This window comes from Propioniciclava soli, from assembly GCF_014858005.1.
Taxonomy (GTDB): Bacteria; Actinomycetota; Actinomycetes; order Propionibacteriales; family Propionibacteriaceae; genus Propioniciclava; species Propioniciclava soli.
This window is the reverse complement of the sequence record NZ_JACYOT010000008.1, coordinates 81,776-97,703: the sequence shown is the minus strand read 5'-3', so window position 1 is coordinate 97,703 and position 15,928 is coordinate 81,776. Positions and strand designations below refer to the sequence as shown.

Annotated in this window: 15 protein-coding genes; 11 read left to right on the top strand and 4 right to left on the bottom strand. The window is 72.0% G+C overall.

The window, feature by feature from the left end:
* Window positions 1-1,014 carry a UDP-glucose 4-epimerase GalE gene (gene galE / locus IFY26_RS10355; protein ID WP_232548934.1) on the bottom strand — a complete coding sequence of 338 codons (1,014 nt, stop codon included), beginning with the start codon at window positions 1,012-1,014 and terminating at the stop codon, window positions 1-3.
* A 95-nt stretch (window positions 1,015-1,109) separates the two neighbouring features.
* On the opposite strand from galE, the gene IFY26_RS10350 reads away from it, so the two are divergent.
* The 4 genes from IFY26_RS10350 to IFY26_RS10335 all read left to right on the top strand — a co-directional run bounded on the left by IFY26_RS10350 (window position 1,110) and on the right by IFY26_RS10335 (window position 4,581).
* On the top strand, window positions 1,110-1,823 hold the full coding sequence (locus tag IFY26_RS10350) for a type 1 glutamine amidotransferase (protein ID WP_232548933.1): 714 nt from the start codon (window positions 1,110-1,112) through the stop codon (window positions 1,821-1,823).
* A 48-nt stretch (window positions 1,824-1,871) separates the two neighbouring features.
* Window positions 1,872-2,261, top strand: coding sequence for a hypothetical protein (locus IFY26_RS10345; protein WP_232548932.1), 390 nt, complete (start codon window positions 1,872-1,874; stop codon window positions 2,259-2,261).
* Window positions 2,258-2,647 carry a PNPOx family protein gene (locus IFY26_RS10340; protein WP_232548931.1) on the top strand — a complete coding sequence of 130 codons (390 nt, stop codon included), beginning with the start codon at window positions 2,258-2,260 and terminating at the stop codon, window positions 2,645-2,647. Before IFY26_RS10345 ends, IFY26_RS10340 begins: the two co-directional genes overlap by 4 nt.
* Window positions 2,648-2,820: 173 nt before the next feature.
* Complete coding sequence (locus IFY26_RS10335; RefSeq protein WP_232548930.1) at window positions 2,821-4,581, top strand: polysaccharide biosynthesis protein; 1,761 nt, start codon at window positions 2,821-2,823, stop codon at window positions 4,579-4,581.
* A 31-nt stretch (window positions 4,582-4,612) separates the two neighbouring features.
* Here the strand turns inward: IFY26_RS10335 and IFY26_RS10330 are convergent, their stop codons facing one another.
* From IFY26_RS10330 to IFY26_RS10320, 3 genes are read right to left on the bottom strand one after another with little or no spacing between them, the layout of a single operon-like run.
* Window positions 4,613-5,515 (bottom strand): NAD-dependent epimerase/dehydratase family protein, encoded by a 903-nt coding sequence (locus IFY26_RS10330; RefSeq protein ID WP_232548929.1) that lies wholly within the window; start codon window positions 5,513-5,515, stop codon window positions 4,613-4,615.
* Window positions 5,512-6,696 carry a glycosyltransferase family 4 protein gene (locus IFY26_RS10325; protein ID WP_232548928.1) on the bottom strand — a complete coding sequence of 395 codons (1,185 nt, stop codon included), beginning with the start codon at window positions 6,694-6,696 and terminating at the stop codon, window positions 5,512-5,514. Before IFY26_RS10325 ends, IFY26_RS10330 begins: the two co-directional genes overlap by 4 nt.
* A 54-nt stretch (window positions 6,697-6,750) precedes the next feature.
* Window positions 6,751-7,560, bottom strand: a complete 810-nt coding sequence (locus IFY26_RS10320) for an MraY family glycosyltransferase (protein ID WP_232548927.1) — start codon at window positions 7,558-7,560, stop codon at window positions 6,751-6,753.
* 283 nt (window positions 7,561-7,843) lie between these two features.
* Here IFY26_RS10320 and IFY26_RS10315 point away from each other — a divergent pair, with 283 nt between their 5' ends.
* From IFY26_RS10315 to IFY26_RS10285, 7 genes are all read left to right on the top strand, one after another.
* A complete protein-coding gene (locus IFY26_RS10315) occupies window positions 7,844-8,791 on the top strand; it encodes an NAD-dependent epimerase/dehydratase family protein (RefSeq protein ID WP_232548926.1) in 948 nt (315 codons plus the stop codon).
* Window positions 8,788-10,071 carry a nucleotide sugar dehydrogenase gene (locus IFY26_RS10310; RefSeq protein ID WP_232548925.1) on the top strand — a complete coding sequence of 428 codons (1,284 nt, stop codon included), beginning with the start codon at window positions 8,788-8,790 and terminating at the stop codon, window positions 10,069-10,071. The genes IFY26_RS10315 and IFY26_RS10310 overlap by 4 nt, the downstream gene beginning before the upstream one ends.
* A complete protein-coding gene (locus tag IFY26_RS10305; RefSeq protein WP_232548924.1) occupies window positions 10,068-11,108 on the top strand; it encodes a glycosyltransferase family protein in 1,041 nt (346 codons plus the stop codon). Before IFY26_RS10310 ends, IFY26_RS10305 begins: the two co-directional genes overlap by 4 nt.
* Window positions 11,105-11,995 (top strand): glycosyltransferase, encoded by an 891-nt coding sequence (locus IFY26_RS10300; protein WP_232548923.1) that lies wholly within the window; start codon window positions 11,105-11,107, stop codon window positions 11,993-11,995. The genes IFY26_RS10305 and IFY26_RS10300 overlap by 4 nt, the downstream gene beginning before the upstream one ends.
* A gap of 80 nt (window positions 11,996-12,075) precedes the next feature.
* On the top strand, window positions 12,076-13,266 hold the full coding sequence (locus IFY26_RS10295) for a lipopolysaccharide biosynthesis protein (RefSeq protein WP_232548922.1): 1,191 nt from the start codon (window positions 12,076-12,078) through the stop codon (window positions 13,264-13,266).
* 155 nt (window positions 13,267-13,421) lie between these two features.
* Entirely contained in the window at window positions 13,422-14,555 is a 1,134-nt protein-coding gene (locus IFY26_RS10290; RefSeq protein ID WP_232548921.1) for an O-antigen ligase family protein, read from the top strand.
* Window positions 14,552-15,928: a right-handed parallel beta-helix repeat-containing protein gene (locus IFY26_RS10285; protein WP_232548920.1), complete on the top strand. Its 1,377-nt coding sequence runs from the start codon at window positions 14,552-14,554 to the stop codon at window positions 15,926-15,928. The genes IFY26_RS10290 and IFY26_RS10285 overlap by 4 nt, the downstream gene beginning before the upstream one ends.

Below are 15,928 nucleotides of genomic sequence, written 5' to 3'. Positions count from 1 at the left end.
TCAGTCGGCGTACCCGTCGGGGTTCGCGGTCTGCCAGCGCACCGTGTCGGCGCACGCCTGCGCGATGCTCCGCTCGGCGTGCCAGCCGAGCTCTGCCGCGGCCAGCTCGACGTTCGCGTAGGACGCCGCCACGTCGCCGGGACGCCGCGGGGCCACCTCGTAGGGGATCTCGACGCCGGACGCCTTCGCGTACGCCGCACGGATGTCGAGCACCGACGTGGGGTTCCCGGTGCCGAGGTTCCACACGTGGTACCCGTCGTGGCCGGTGAGGTACTCCAGCGCCGCGAGGTGCCCCGCGGCGAGATCCACGACGTGGATGTAGTCGCGCTGGCCCGTCCCGTCCGGCGTGGGGTAGTCGTCGCCGAACACCATGAGCTTCTCGCGGCGCCCCGACGCCACCTGCGCCACGAACGGCAGCAGGTTGTTGGGGATCCCCTTCGGATCCTCGCCGATCCGGCCGCTGCTGTGGGCGCCGATGGGGTTGAAGTAGCGCAGCACCCCCACGCGGAGGGAGGCGTCGGCCGCTGCGGCGTCCGCGAGGATCTGTTCGATCATGTGCTTCGTGCGGCCATAGGGGTTGGTCGCGCCCGTGGGGGAGTCCTCGGTGAAGGGCGGCTGCGACAGGTCACCGTAGACCGTCGCGGACGAGCTGAACACGATCGTGCGGCAGCCGTGGGTGGCCATGACCTCCAGCAGCGTGAACGTCGAGCCGAGGTTCTCGCGGTAGTAGGTCAGCGGAATCTGCGTCGACTCGCCCACCGCCTTCCACCCCGCGAAGTGGATCACGGCCTCCGGGCCGAAGTCGGTGAAGGCGGCGTCGAGCGCCTCGGCGTCGCGCACGTTGGCCTCCACGAACCCGGGCTCGCGCCCGGTCAGGTCGGCGACCCGCTCCAGCGAGGTGGGCGAACTGTTCGACAGGTCGTCGACGACGAGGACGTCGTGGCCGGCCTCCAGCAGGGCGAGCGTGGTGTGGGAGCCGATGTAGCCGGCGCCGCCGGTCACGAGAACGCGCATGGCGAAGGGGTCCTTTCGACGGGTCGTGCCCACTGTAGTGGTGCCCCCCGGATCGCTGTGACCGCACCGTCACACCGGCGCGTTACGGTGACCGGGTGACCCGCCTCACCGTGCTGCAGCTCGACGACGCCGTGCCCCTCGACCGCTTCGGCCCCTGGCTGCGCGACGCCGGCGCGCGCGTCACGGTGGTCGACGTGCCCGGGTCCCATCGCGCGGGGCGCGGGGTGCCCGGGGTGGACGCCCTCGGCGACGGCCTCGTCGTCCTCGGTGGGCGGATGAGCGCCCACGACACCGAGGCGCACCCGTGGCTCACCGCGCTGGCCGCCCTGCTCGCCGACTGCGTCGAGGTCGATCTCCCCGTGCTGGGCATCTGCCTGGGCCACCAGATTCTCGCCGAGGCGCTCGGTGGTCAGGTGCGCGTCGCCGACCCGGGTGGGGGAGAGGTGGGGCCGGTCGCGTTGCGCTGGGCCGAGGCCGCGGCGTCCGACCCCGTGCTCGCCGGCGCGGTCGCCGCGGGTCAGCGGGTGGCGGAGTCGCACCACGACGTGGTCTCCCACCTCCCCGCGGGGGCGATCGCCCTGGCCTCGTCGGCGGCGTACCCCCACCAGGCCTTCCGCGTCGGATCGGCGCTCGGCGTGCAGTTCCACCCCGAGGCGGGCCCCGCCCTCGTGGGTCGGTGGGAGGAACTCTCGGGGCATGACCCGACGCCCGTCGTCGTCGCCCTGGCGGCGGTGGACGCCGAGGTCAGCGCCGTGGGGCGGGCCGTCGCCGAGGGCTTCGTCCGCGTCTGCACCCCGGCGCCGCACTGACCCGCCCGGTGGCGCCGCGGACGCCCCCGGGGGCAGTAGAGTGCGCGCATGAAGATCCTGAAGGTCCTGCTCGCGGTGCTCGGCGTCGCGGGCCTTGTCGCCGCGGGTGTGCTGCTGGCGCGCTTCGCCCTCGACAGCCGCGAGCTCATCGGGGCGGCCCAGCGCTACACGGGCAACGTGATCCCCGACCCCTTCATGACGACGGCGATGCTCACCGGCATCGGGGCCGCCACCGGCCTGGCCCTCGGCCTCGCCATCGGGTTGCCCAACCGCACCTCCGGTCAGATCCGTCGTGCGACGCTGGACGAGGTCAACACGCGTCGCACCACCGAGATCGGCAACCGGGCGGCGTCCCACACCTCCGTCCCCGTCTCGGAGCAGGGCCCAAGCGAGCTGCCGCCGGGTGAGGTGCCCCCGCCGGCCCCGCGGGCTCGATGAAGCTCTCCGACGCGGCGCGCGTCGTCATCACCACCTTCGACGCCGCGGGCACCCCCACGGCGTCGTCGGAGTGGGTGGTCGAGGTGGATCGCGACGTCGTGGGTTTCTGGACGCCCCACATCACTCCTTGGCTGGCGCGCCTCGAGCTGACCGACGTCGTCACCGTCCAGGCCGCGAGCGGCAGCGGTCAGGGCCTGCGCGAGGAGCCGGTGCTGGAGGGACGTGCCCAGCTCGTCACCGAGGGCGACCAGCTGGCCGCCGTCCGGCAGCTCACGCACGCGAAGTACGGTTTCGGAGCCCAGCTCGCCGACATCGTCGATCGTGCCTGGGAATGGGGCTCCACCCGGACTCCCGAGGGTGCGATCGTCATCCACGTGGTGGGCTGACAACAGGGATCGCACGCGATCGGCTCAGCCGTCGCTGTGTGAACAGTGAATTAAAAGCGTGCTCTTCGGCGGCGAATCAGATTCATCATTGAATCATTTCGGTCTATGCTTCCGCCAGAGGCGTCCGTGGATGTGCCTCTGCCCGACGATCCCCCCGGGAAAGGCACAGGCCCATGGCTGCAGCAACCGTCCGCTCCCAGCGGCTGATGCTCATCGCCCTCGATGCAACCTCTTGGTTCGTCGGTGCCGTCGCCGTGGTCGGTGCGCGGTACGACTTCGGTCTCGCAGCGGCGCAGTGGGAAGGTGTGCTGATCTACGCCGCCGCTGCGGCCGGTCTCCAGGTCTTGCTCGGCCTCTTCACCTTCCTCTACCGCGGGGTGGCGCGGATTGCGAGCTTCATCGAGGTCGGGGTCTTGGCTCTGGTCGTCCTGGTGGTCGGCGTTGCGGTGGGCGTCGCAGCGCAGTGGTGGCCGGCCGGCGTCCCCCTCGGAGTCGCGGTGCTGGCCCCCGTTGCCGCCGGCGTCTGCATGGCGGGCGGTCGTTTCGTCGCCCGCGCTCTCACCGCAGTGGGCCTGCGCCGCCGCAAGCACCTCGCCGGTGAGCCCGTGCTGATCTACGGTGCAGGCAACGCGGGCCGCCAGATTGGGCGCCTCGTCCTCAGCGACCTCGACTCGCCCTACAGTGTTCGCGGATTCATCGATGACGACCCCTTCAAGCGCCACCTCAACCTCGGCTCGGGCCGCGTCATCGGCCGCCGTGAGGATCTTGCGGAGCTCGCGCGCCGCCACCGGGTGACCACGGTCATCCTGGCCATCGCCCGGGCGGACGCCGCCTTCATCCGGGCGCTCGGTGACGAGCTCGAGAGCCAAGGCCTGCGCCTGCTCGTGCTGCCGCCGTTTCACGTCATCCGCCAGGGCCGCATGACGCTGTCCCACCTCCACGAGTTCGACCCGGCGGACCTCCTCGGGCGCACCCAGGTCACCACCGACGTCGGGGCCATCGCCGGCTACCTGACCGGCAAGGTCGTGCTGGTCACGGGGGCCGGCGGCTCCATCGGATCCGAGCTCGCCCGCCAGATCCATCGTTTCCGCCCCAAAGAACTCGTCCTCCTCGATCGGGACGAGTCGGGCCTGCACGGCACCCAGCTCTCGATCTACGGCCAGGCCCTGCTGGACTCCCGCGACATGGTGCTGTGTGACATCCGGGACGCCGACGCGCTCGCGCGCGTGTTCGCCGACCACCGCCCGGAGGTGGTGTTCCACGCCGCGGCGCTGAAGCACCTCCCGCTGCTGGAGCAGTACCCCGACGAGGGCTGGAAGACCAACGTGCTCGGCACGCTCAACGTGCTGGAGTGCGCCGACGCGTACGGCGTCGAACGCGTCGTCAACATCTCCACCGACAAGGCGGCCGACCCCACGTCGGTGCTGGGGCGGACCAAGCGGACTGCCGAGGAGCTCACCGCCTGGTTCGCGCAGACCGGTCAGCGCCGGTGGGTGTCGGTGCGGTTCGGCAACGTGCTCGGGTCGCGCGGCTCGGTGCTGCACACGTTCACCGCCCAGATCGAGGCGGGTGGCCCGGTCACCATCGTCGACCCGGAGGTGACGCGCTACTTCATGACGATCCCGGAGGCGTGCCAGCTCGTCATCCAGGCCGGTGCGCTGGGGGTGGGCGGCGAGGCGATGGTGCTCGACATGGGGGAGCCCGTGCGCATCGTCGACATGGCGCGTCAGCTCATCCGCAAATCGGGCCGCGACGTCGAGATCGTCTACACCGGTCTGCGACCCGGTGAGAAGTTGCACGAGGTGTTGTTCAGCGCGGGGGACGGCGTTCGGCCGACCAGCCACCCGCTGGTCTCGCGCGTGCCGGTCAACCCGGTGGCGCCCGCGGCCGTCACCGGCGAGCGCGTGGTTCAACTCGTCCCACGTTCGGCGTGAGCCCGCGGGGCGTGCGGGAGGCGCACGCCATTCAGCTGAGGGTCGCGTGCCGGGCCACGTACCAGGCCACCTCCTCGGCCAGAGTGTCCGCCACCGGTCGCGGCGCGTAGCCGAAATCCTGTGCGGCACGGTCATGGGGGAAGGACCGGTCCTCGCCCATGCGAAGCACCTTCTCCACCACGTCGACCCTGTTCGCCGTGAGCGCGCGCACCGCGCGTGCGGCCGGCCCCGCCAGGAGGAGGGGCACCGCCACGAAGAGTGTGCGCTTCCCCAGACCCGAGGAGATCTGCTGAAGCAGCTCGCGCAGGCGTACGGGGCGCTCGCCGGAAAGGACGTACTCCGCGCGCGGCAGCGTGCCCCGGGTGAGTGCCTGGTGGTAAGCGCGCCCCAGGTCGCTGGCGTGCACCGGTTGCAGGGTGCTCGCGCCGCCATTGATGAGCGGAACGACCCGGAGACGGTCGACCAGCCGGATGAACACGCTCACGTTGTGGTCGCGGGGCTGGCCGAAGATCATGGTGGGCCGCAGGATCGTGACCTCGATCTGGTGCTCCGTGGCCGCCAGCAGGGCTGCCACCTGCGCCTCGAGGGCGCGATACTCCAGGGAGGCAGACTTGTGCCGTGAGAAGACGGCCGCCGTGTGGACCAGCAGGACGCGCCGCACGCCCTGACGCAGCGCTGCCGCGACGATGGCCGGCGAGAAGCGGAGCGACGCGATGTGGACAACGGTGTCGGCTCCGCTCAGTGCCGCGTCCAGGAACGTGGGGTCGTCCAGCTCTCCGGTGAGCACCTCGATGTCCAGCGGTGACGCCACCAGGCCGTCGACCGCGGTGGATGTCCTCACGAGGCACCGCACGGGCTGGTCGAACCCGTGGGCCTCGAGCTCCCGGATGAAGTGGGTGCCACTGTTGCCGGTTGATCCCGTCACCACGATCATGCGTCACCGTCCCGGTTCGATGCGGCGCGGGTGCCGCGTCTGGCGTCCCGTGCCGGCAGGCGATCCAGACGCTGGAGGTCCGGGCTCGCGTAGGTCCCGTCCAGCAGGGCTTCGAGCCCGCCCCAGATGCGCTGGGGGGAGAACGAGTCGAAGGCGCGCTCCCGGGCACGCGTACCCATCTGCTGGCGCAGGTCGTGGTCGGTGGCGAGTCGGGTGAGCGCCCGGGCCAGGGAGCTGGAGTCGTCGATGTTCACCAGGAAGCCGGTGACCCCGTCGACGACGGAGTCCACGGCGCCCGTGGCACGGGTCGTCACCGTGGGGATGCCCGCGGCGGCGGCCTCGAGAACGACGTTGGGAAAGCCCTCGCGGCGGGTGGGCAGACACAGGACGTCCAGGATCGGCCACTTCGCCCACAGGTCACTCGTCCAGCCCAGCACATGCACGCGGTCTCCCAGTGTCGCCAGCCTCGCCTCGACACCGGGGTCCTCCACCGCGCCGATGACCACCAGGTGAACGTCGCACGCGACCTCGATCTGCCGCAGGGCCGCGAGCAGCGTGTCAACCCCCTTGTCCGGCGCCAGCCGGCCGACGAAGCCGACGGTCACGGCGGCGGCCGGAATTCCGTGCTCGGCCCGTAGGTCTGCGCTGTCGATCGCGGCGGCGCGTGCCGCGATGGTGGCGGCGTCGACGCCGTTGCTGCTGCCCTCCCCGATCAGCCACGCCTTGCGCGCATTCACCAGGTGGCGCGCCAGGAGCTCGTCGGCGAGCGACCGGCTGACCACCACCACATCCGTGGCAACGGCGGTGGACAGACGCTCCATCACCCACAGCACCAGGGCCAGCGGGCCGCTCGAGCCTTCCAGCCGCAGGCCGCGGCAGACGTAGAGGCGCTTCGGCACGCGGAGCGCCCAGGCGGCCAGACCGCCCAAGAGGCCCGCCTTGGGCGTGCCGACGTTGACGGCATCCGGGCCCTCGCTGCGCAGGAACGACACCCAGAGCCGCAAGGTGCGCAGGTCGGCCAGCAGTGAGATCGCGCGCTGGGTCGGGATGGCGTGGAACGCGATGCCCTCGCGCTCGACGGCAAGGGCCGCCTGGCGATCGGGCGAGCAAGCGAGGGTCACGTCCCAGCCGCGCTCTCGGAACCACGCGAGCTGGCCCCGCATGAGGGCGAAGGCGCTCACGCCGACGCCGACGCCGTAGACCAGGGCAGGTCGACCGTGCCGCGAACCCACCGCTCAGCCGATCCGTGCGGCCATCGGGCGTGCCCGGTCCAGCGCGACGGCGCGGTGTGCGGCGGTGGCGCATGCGGCGGCAGCCCCGGCATAGGCGAGCGCCACCGTGGCGTGTCCCCAGCCGGCCTCGTTGGCCAGGCGTTGGTACAGGTGTTGCCGATGGGCCTCCATCACGTTCTCTCCTCGGAGTGCTCGGATGATCAAGGTGGCGCCGGTGTCCAGTGCATACGGAAGCAGGGGGGCGAGCAGGCGCAGGCGGGCCGGCCCCGGCAGACCCGGCAGCAGCGTCGTCAGTGCCATGGAGGTGCCGATGAAGTAGCTGCCCACGTCGCCGAGAAACATGCGCCGGGAGCGCAGGTTGTGGGGGAGGAAGCCCAGCGCACTGCCGCCGAGGGCGGCCCCCAGCACCGTCACCGCCACATTCTCGGACCGGGTGCCGACCACCGTGGCGCTGGCCCCCCACACGGCGGTGGTGAGGGCCGTCATGCCGTTGATGCCGTCCATGAAGTTGACCATGTTGACGATAACGGGAGCGAGGCCCGTGCCCAGGACGGGGTGGCCGGCAGCCGCCCCGGCCGTCAGACCGACACCCACCTGGGCGGCCAGACGGGGGGCGGCCGGGACGCCGACGTGGTCGTCCGCCCAACCGAGGCTGGTGAGGGCCAGGGTTCCCAGGGCGACCGGGAGTGAAATCCGAAGGCCCGCCGCGCGCGCAGCCAGGCACCCCGTCGCGGTCCCCGCCAGGCATGCCCAACCCCCGCCGCGGGGAACCGGCTCGGTGTGGGAGCTCCGCGTCGTCGGGGTGTCCATCATGCCCCTGTGCGTCAACCAACGCCGGAGGGCCGGAGCCACCAGCGTGGCCGTGACGCCCGCCACGGCGGCCACAGTGGCAGGCAGCGGCGTCGCACGGGGGGACGGCGAAACGCTCACCGAATTCTTCGCCCTGCGCATGGAGCAGAGACTATCGGCACACGGGGGCCCCGACCGCGAGGAACGCCGCTGACCCCCGGCGTGGCGCGTGTGCGGCACGATGGCGCGGAAGTCGATATCCTCACGCCGGGGGGCGGTCACTGACAGCCAGAGGATGGAGTGGAACGTGCGTGCTCTCGTGACAGGCGGGGCCGGGTTCATCGGGTCGACGCTCGTGAAGCGGCTCGCCGCGTCCCCCGGGATCGCCGAGGTGCGGGCACTCGACGACCTGAGCACCGGGTATCGCTCCAACCTGGCCGGTCACGAGGACCTGCTCCGCGAGGGGAGCATCCTGGACGCCGACGCGCTCGAGGACGCCGTCAGGGGTGTGGACGCCGTCGTCCACCTCGCCGCGATCCCCAGCGTGCCACGCTCCATCGCTCAACCCCTGGCCTCCCACGAGGCCAACGCGACCGGCACGCTCCGGGTGCTCGAAGCGGCTCGCGCCGCCGGCGTCGGCCAGGTGATCGTGGCCTCCTCCAGCTCGGTCTACGGAGCCAATCCGCGCCTGCCGAAGGACGAGTTCGACTGGACGCGGCCGCTCAGCCCGTACGCCGTCAGCAAGCTGGCCACGGAGGGCTACGCGATCGCCTACGGCCACTCCTACGACATGACGACGTTGGCCTTCCGCTTCTTCAACGTGTACGGGCCTGGGCAGGCGGCGGGGCACGCCTACGCCGCGGTGATCCCGAAGTTCCTGGAGGCGGCGCTGGCCGGGCGACCGGTGGAGATCCACGGCGACGGACGCCAGTCGCGCGACTTCACCTACGTGGACACCGTCTGCGAAGTGATCGAGACCGCGCTGGCCGAGCAGATCGGCAGCCCCGATCCGGTCAACCTGGCCTACGGCACCCCCACCACGCTGCTCGACCTGCTGGCCCTGCTGGAGGACGCGCTCGGGCACCCGGTGGAACGCACCCACGTGGACAGTCGCCGCGGCGACGTCCGCGCCTCCCAGGCGGACGGCGAGCGGGTGCGCGCGCTGTTCGGCGGCGTCACCCCCGTTGAGTTGCCCGAAGGGTTGGCGGCCACCGTGGACTGGTTCCGCAACGGCGGTGCGGCGGGTCAGCGGTGAGCGCGCGCCGCCCGGCCGAGACCCGGCTGGCGGTCGTCGGCCTCGGATACGTGGGCCTGCCGCTGGCGGTCGAGTTCGGCCGCACCCTGGACGTGCTCGGCCACGACATCAACGCCGCGCGCGTGGCCGAGCTGGCCGCCGGTCAGGACCACACCCTCGAGGTCGACGCCGCCGAGCTCGCCGCCGCACCGGGGCTGCGCTTCAGCGCCGATCCGGCCAGCCTGGCGCAGGCCAACACCTTCATCGTGACCACGCCGACGCCCATCGACCGCCACAAACGACCCGATCTCGGGCCCGTCCTGGCCGCCACCCGGGCGATCGCGACCCACATGCCGCCCGGTGCGCTGGTGATCTACGAGTCGACGGTCTACCCGGGCGCGACGGAGGAGGAGTGCGTCCCGTTGCTCGAGGAGGTGTCCGGCCTGCGATTCAACGAGGACTTCTTCGTCGGTTACAGCCCCGAACGCATCAACCCCGGCGACAAGCAACACCGCCTGCCCGGCATCGTGAAGGTCACGTCCGGCTCCACGCCCGAGATCGCCGAGGAGGTCGACACGCTCTACCGCCGCGTGGTGACCGCCGGCACCCACCGGGCCCCGACAATTCGGGTCGCCGAGGCGGCCAAGGTGATCGAGAACACCCAACGCGACGTGAACATCGCCCTGGTCAACGAGCTCAGCGTGCTGTTCGGACGCCTCGGCATCGACACCGAGGACGTGCTGGCCGCGGCTGGCACCAAGTGGAACTTTCTTCCCTTCCGGCCCGGCCTGGTGGGCGGCCATTGCATCGGCGTGGACCCCTACTACCTGACCCACAAGGCCCAGGCGGTCGGCCACCACCCCGAGATCATCCTCGCCGGGCGGCGGCTGAACGACGCGATGCCCGAGCACATCGCGTCCGAGCTGGTGAAGCTGATGACGCGGCGCGGCCTGGCTGTGAGCGGGGCCCGCGTGCTCGTTCTCGGGTTGACCTTCAAGGAGAACACGCCCGACCTGCGCAACTCGAAGGTGGCCGAGGTGGTGGCCGAACTGCGCGAGTACGGCATGGCGCCCGAGGTGCACGACCCATGGGCCGACCCGGACGAGGCGGCCGCCGAGTACGGCCTGCAACTCGTCGAGCGGCCCGAGCCCGGGGCCTACGCCGCGATCGTCCTCGCCGTCGCGCACCGGCAGTTCACGGAGCTGGACGAGGCCGGCCTCCGGGCGCTCGGCGCCCCCGGCGCGGTCATCTACGACCTCAAGTACGCCCTGCCCCGCGCCTGTGTGGACCTGCGGCTGTGAGCGCCCCGCGGCTCACGACCGTCACCCCCTACGGACGCCGGGGGGCGTCCTCGCGCGTCCGGGTGTTCGGCTGGCTGGACCACCTGGGCCTGGACGCCGACAGCCACACCTACCTCGGCGGCGCCCGCAACGCCCCGCGCGCGCTGCTGCGGCGCCCGGCCGCCGTTTTGGGCGCCGAGACGGGCCTGCGGCGCCTGCCCCGCACCCTCGCCGGGGGGCGGCTGCTGCTGTCCAAGCAGGCCAGCCCGTTCTCGAACGGACGCCTCGAGGCGCGGCTGCTGCGCGCGGCCGGGCGAGGCGTCTACGACGTGGACGACGCGCTGGGCACCGAACCCACCGGGCTGCGTCCCGTCTCCCGGGCCCGGGTGTGGCACGCGGCGCTCGCCGCGGCCGACGTGGTGATCGTGGGCAGCGACCACCTCGCCGGCCTGGCGCGGGCTGTCGCGCCGGCCGACCGGATCCACGTCATCCCCAGCTGCGTGGAGCCGGACGCCTACCCGGCCCTCGCCGCCACGACCGACGGACCGCCACGGGCGCTGTGGGTGGGGTCACCCACCACCGAGGCGCACCTGGCCAGCATCAGCGGCCCGCTGCTGGCGCTGCACCGACGCCGCGGCCTGCGCCTCACCGTCGTCTCCGGCGCCGGGGGCGACTTGGGGCCGCTGGAGGCGATGTGCGACCGCCGCGCGTGGCACCCGGACATCTGGCGTGACCTGCCGGCCGCCGACGTCGGGCTCATGCCGCTGCCCGACGGCCGCTACGAGCGCGGCAAGTGTGCCTACAAGCTCCTGCAGTACGGTGCCGCGGGCCTGCCGGCTGTCGTCAGCCCCGTGGGGGCGAACCGGCTGGCCGCCGAACGGATCGGCGCCCGGACGGCGACGACCGAGGCCGCCTGGGTCGACGCCCTGGACGGGGTGCTCGCGCTGCCGGCGGCCGAGCGGCTCAGCGCGGCCCAGACCGCCCGTCAGGCGGTGCAGCGACACTATTCCTACGCCGCCTGGGCCGATGCCTGGCGCACGCTGGTGGTGGGAGCGTGAGCGCACCGGTGATCGTCGCGGTCGTCGTCGCCTACCGTTCGGCCGAGGACCTGCCCGGATGCCTGGCCGGTCTGCTCGCCGACCCCCACGTGCGCGTGGTGGTGGTCGACAACGCCGATGAGGCTGCCTGTCGCGCCGCCGTCGCGGCGGCGGGGGAGCGGGCGACGTACCTCGCGCCCGGGGCCAACCTCGGGTACGGCCGAGCCGCCAACCGAGGGGTTCGGTGCGAGCCCGAGGCCACCCACGTGGCCATCGTCAATCCGGACGTCCGACTCGTCCGCCCCCTCTCGGAGCTGCTCACCGTGGTGGAGGCGATCCCGGGGGCAGTGGTGGCCGGTGTGCTGGGGCAGGGTCCGGGCCTGAACGCGCGGCCGCTGGTCACCGTGTCGCGCGAGGTGGCCAAGGCAGTGATCGGGAGCCGTGCCTATCGGATGGAGCGCCCCACCGGAGACGCCCCGGTGCGTGTCGAACAGCTCGACGGCGCACTGCTGGTGACCTCCGTGGTGACGTGGCGCGAGCTGGGCGGGTTCGATGAGCGCTTCGAGCTGTACTACGAGGACGTCGACCTGTGCCGCCGGGCCCCGGGAGGCTGCTGGCTGGTGCCGCAGGTGTGGGGCGAGCACGCCGGTGGTGCGTCGTTCGCGGTCAGCGGGGGACGCGCCTTCATCGCGTTGCGGGTGAGCCGCCTGCGCTACCTGCGTGTGGGGCACGGCCTGGTGCGCGGCGGTCTGCTGGGCCTCGGCATCGGTCTGCTCGAGTTCGTCGTCCGCGGGGTCACGCGCCGCGGCGAGGGGGGCGCGGTGCGGCGCCAGGCGCTGCGAGCCCAGGTGGCCGAGTGGTGGCGTCCCGGTCACGTGGTCGTCCTCACCCCAGCCGGTGGGCGATGAGCGGCCGGGCTCCCCGTGGGCTGCCGGTGCCGGTGCAGCTGACCGTATTGAGCGGGATGACTGCGGGCGCCCAGGGTCTGATGGCTCTCCTGATCGCCAAGTGGCTGGGGGCATCGGATCGGGGAGTGCTGGCCCTCGGGCAGACCATCGTGAATCTGATCGTGCTCGCGGCGTCACTGGGGCTGCTCTCCTCGGCCCGGATCGTGTTGTCCAGCCCCCGGTGGGGGCTCTCCCTGCGCCAGTACGTGCGCGCCACCCGGCCGCTCGTGGGGCTCGACCTCGTGGTGACCGCGGTGGCGGCCCTGACGGTGTTCCCCCTGCTCAGTCGGGTGTCCGACCCGGTGCTCGCAGCGGCCCTCGTGATCATGGGCACCGCCCACCTGCGTTCCGGCCTCCTGCGCGAGGGGTTGCACGGGGTGGGGTGGCACCGGACGGCCGTCACCGGCGAGTTCGTCGGGGCCGCCGCGGCGCTGGGCCTGCTGGGGGCGCTGTGGGCGTCCGGGACGCTGACGCTCCACACCGGGATGCTGAGCGTCGTCGCCCGCCCGCTGGTGCACCAGTTGGTCCAGACGATCTCCGTGCGGCGCCAGATGGCGGCCGAACCGCCCGGCACCGCGCAGGAGCGGGGGCTGCTGGGGCGCCTGGTGCGGTTCAGCACCCCGGGCCTGGCCGTCGCGGCTGGGATGGGCGTGGCCGGCCAGATGGACCGGGTGCTGCTCGGCGCCTTCGCCGGGCCGGCCCCCGTCGGGGTGTACGCGTCCGCCGCGACCCTGTCGGTGCTCGCCGGGACGCTTCCGGCGGCGGTGGCCCCCATGGTCGTGCGCAGCGTGGCGCGCGGCTGGCAGCCCGCCATGCACCGCTACTGGTGGACGCGCGTGATGCTCGGCTCGGCCGGCATCAGCGTCCTGATCGGCGTCTTCGGGTCCTTGTTGCTCGAAGTGTGGCTCGGCGGCGAGTTCGCGGGCAGCACCCCGATCCTCGTGCTGCTGCTGCTGGGTGGCATGGCGATGGCCAGCCAACTCGTCGACAACTCCGTCAACAACGGGTTCGGCGACCTGCGCGCCAGCGCGGTGACGGCCCTGGCAGGGATCCCGGTGGGCCTGATCGCCTACCTCGTCCTCATTCCACGGTTCGGCATGGTCGGGTGCGCCGTCGGCAACGTCCTGACCTATGTCACCATGGCCGTCGTCGCGCGCCTCCTCATGCGCCGGACCATGGCCCGACACCCCGCCCCGGCGGCGGATGAACCGCGCGAGGGAGCCACGCCGTGAGACGAGTCGTCACCAACCACCCCCTGGCCTGGCTAGGTGCGTCTCGCCCTCTTAGGCCGCTGCCCCGGTGGCTGTCCGGTTTGAGATGGCTGGCCCTCGGGTTTCTGCTGCTGTGCTCCGCAGCACCGACGACGCTTCACTCGGTCGGAATCATCTTGCCCAGCACCGTGTTCGAGCTGGCCGTCGTGGTCGTCCTTCCCATCGCGGCCCTCGTCCTGGTCAGTACCGGCCTCGGGCGTCCACCCTTGGTCTACCTCGCTGTGGGGGGCGTCACGATTGTGTGGACCTGGCTGTCCCTGGCCTGGACGCAGAACGACTGGCAGACCAATTACTACCTGATGGGAGCCACCGAGTCGCTGCTCGTCTTCGGCCTCATCGTGGTGTTCACCCGGGGTCTGACCGGGGAGCAGGTCGCTCGCGTGATCACGGCGTGGGTGTTCCTGCTGCTGCTGCCCTGTGTGCTCCTCCAACTGCGCGTCCCGGGCTTCCTCCCTCCGAGCACGCTCGACCCGGCCTCGGGGGACTACATCTCCTACTTCGCCCGCCTCAGCCACCCGTTCATAGGCCGCTCCAACAACCCTGCGGCGCTGGTGACACCGCTCATCCTCCCGCTGCTTGCCTTCGCGCTGCACCGCCGCGACCGGGTCGCGGGAATCGGCGGGGTGGTGGCCTTCGGGATGCTCGTGCTCACCATGAGCCGGGGCAGCCTGGTGACGTTCGGCCTGTCGATCGTCCTGTACGTCCTGCTCGAGCCTTCGGGCCGAATGCTGGTGCGCCGCCTGTGGAAGGTGGCCGCGGCGGTGTTGCTCGTCGCATTGTTGTTCGTGGCCGTTCTGCCCACGGCGCGCACGTTCGTGGGGTCGCGGTTCGGGCTCCGCAACGTGTTCGCCCGTGGCGACCTGCTGGACGAGGGCTTCGCCCTGGTCGCGGTTGAGCCCTGGCTGGGCACGGGGGCCGGCGTGGGCGTCCACGTGCACAACACGTTCCTGCAGCAGATCGTGTGGTTCGGCATCCCGCTGGGGCTGCTCCTGGGAGTGCTCATTGCCTGGTCCGCCGTGGTGTGGCTCTTGCCCAGGGTGGCCCCCGACGTCCGCTGGCTCGCCGTCGCCATCGGCGTCAGCCTCGTCGGTCAGGTGGCCTCCTTCGCCATCCAGTCCAGCTACGAGGGCAACCTGCTGCGCAGCATCATCTGGCTCGGCTGGGGTCTGCTCTTCGCCCTCTACCAACGAACCCGCTCGGCCGATGAGCCGTACCGCCGGCCCCGCCGCGTGCAGGAGGAGACCCGATGAGCCCACTGTCCCGACGCCTGCTGCTGTGGGGAGGTGCCGCCGGTCTGGTCGGCTGCGCCCGGACACCCGGGGGGCAGGCCACGCCGACGTCGACCCCCACGCCGACGCCCACCCCCACGCCGACTGCGACGCCCACCCCCACGCCAACGCCGACGCCGACGCCAACGCCGACGCCCACCCCCACCCCGACCCCCGAGCCGACCGACATCCCGCTCGACCCGCCCGTGGACTGGGAGGCAGCGATCGACGGCGAGCGCCTCGACGAGGCGTTCGCGTCCCTGCGTTCCTACCGGGGCACGATGCGCGACATCGTCGTACGGCCCGGAACCTACGAGCGCACCGAGCCGGTCACCCCGCCCGACGGCGTCCGCCTGGTCACGCTGGGGTCGACCTTCGTGTGCCGCGTGCCCGGCACGCACGGCGTGCTGCTCGACCTGACCGGCCGGCGCGACGTCACGGTCGTCGGCGGGGTCTGGGACGCGAACCGCGCCGACTACCGGGGGGACAGAACGGAGTGGCGTCACGCGATCCAGGTCAACAACGCCCGGTCGGTGACCCTGACCGACCTCGAGGCGTGCCGTGCCCTGGGCGACGGGATCTACGTCGGCGCCGACCGGCGCCCGAGCCAGGACGTCACCTTGGCCCGGGTGGCGTGCCACGACAATGACCGGAACGGCATCTCGATCACCTCGTGCGCCAGGCTGCTGTGTGAAGACTCCACCTTCCACGCCAACGGCCACGGTGACCTCGAACCGAGGGCCGGCATCGACGTCGAGTCCCACGGCCCGACGTGGGCCTTCGACGACATCGTGTTCCGGCGGTGCACGGCGAACGACAACGCGGGGCGGGGATTCCTCTACGTCGACGTCGCCCCCGATTCGGCCTCCACCACGGTGCTGGTGGAGGACTGCACCTTTGCCCGCAACGGCCGGCCGCAAGGCATCGCCACCTATGCCGCCTTCTACGTGCGGCGTCCCCACTCCATCACCGTCAGCCGCTGCAGCGGCGTCGACAGCTACGTGGGCCTCATCGTGGAGGGTGGGGGTGGTGGCGAGGCCGTGTTCAACGACTGCCGCTTCAACAACAATCGGCACGAGGGGCTCTACGTGATGGGGGAGAACACCACAGTCACCCTGAACCGGATGACGTTCGCCTCCAACATCCGCGAGTCGTCCTACTCCGGCGCGGCGACCTTCGTCGGATCCGGCACGCTCGTCGCCCACGACAGCGTGTTCTCCGCCGACCCGAACCAGACCGTGATGGCCGTCTCCGCCGGCGTTCGCTCGGTGGAGCTGGTGGGCTGCACGTTGCGGGGACGAGACGGCGGCGCGGTCGACCATCCGAGCGGCGTGGCGGTCGACATCGCAGAATAG

Coding starts and splice junctions, on each gene's coding strand:
- IFY26_RS10330 (WP_232548929.1), bottom strand. CDS start 5,515: ATGATCGTGGTGACGGGATCAACCGGCAACAGTGGCACCCACTTCATC.
- IFY26_RS10285 (WP_232548920.1), top strand. CDS start 14,552: ATGAGCCCACTGTCCCGACGCCTGCTGCTGTGGGGAGGTGCCGCCGGT.
- IFY26_RS10295 (WP_232548922.1), top strand. CDS start 12,076: ATGGCTCTCCTGATCGCCAAGTGGCTGGGGGCATCGGATCGGGGAGTG.
- IFY26_RS10340 (WP_232548931.1), top strand. CDS start 2,258: ATGAAGCTCTCCGACGCGGCGCGCGTCGTCATCACCACCTTCGACGCC.
- IFY26_RS10345 (WP_232548932.1), top strand. CDS start 1,872: ATGAAGATCCTGAAGGTCCTGCTCGCGGTGCTCGGCGTCGCGGGCCTT.
- IFY26_RS10320 (WP_232548927.1), bottom strand. CDS start 7,560: ATGATGGACACCCCGACGACGCGGAGCTCCCACACCGAGCCGGTTCCC.
- IFY26_RS10335 (WP_232548930.1), top strand. CDS start 2,821: ATGGCTGCAGCAACCGTCCGCTCCCAGCGGCTGATGCTCATCGCCCTC.
- galE (WP_232548934.1), bottom strand. CDS start 1,014: ATGCGCGTTCTCGTGACCGGCGGCGCCGGCTACATCGGCTCCCACACC.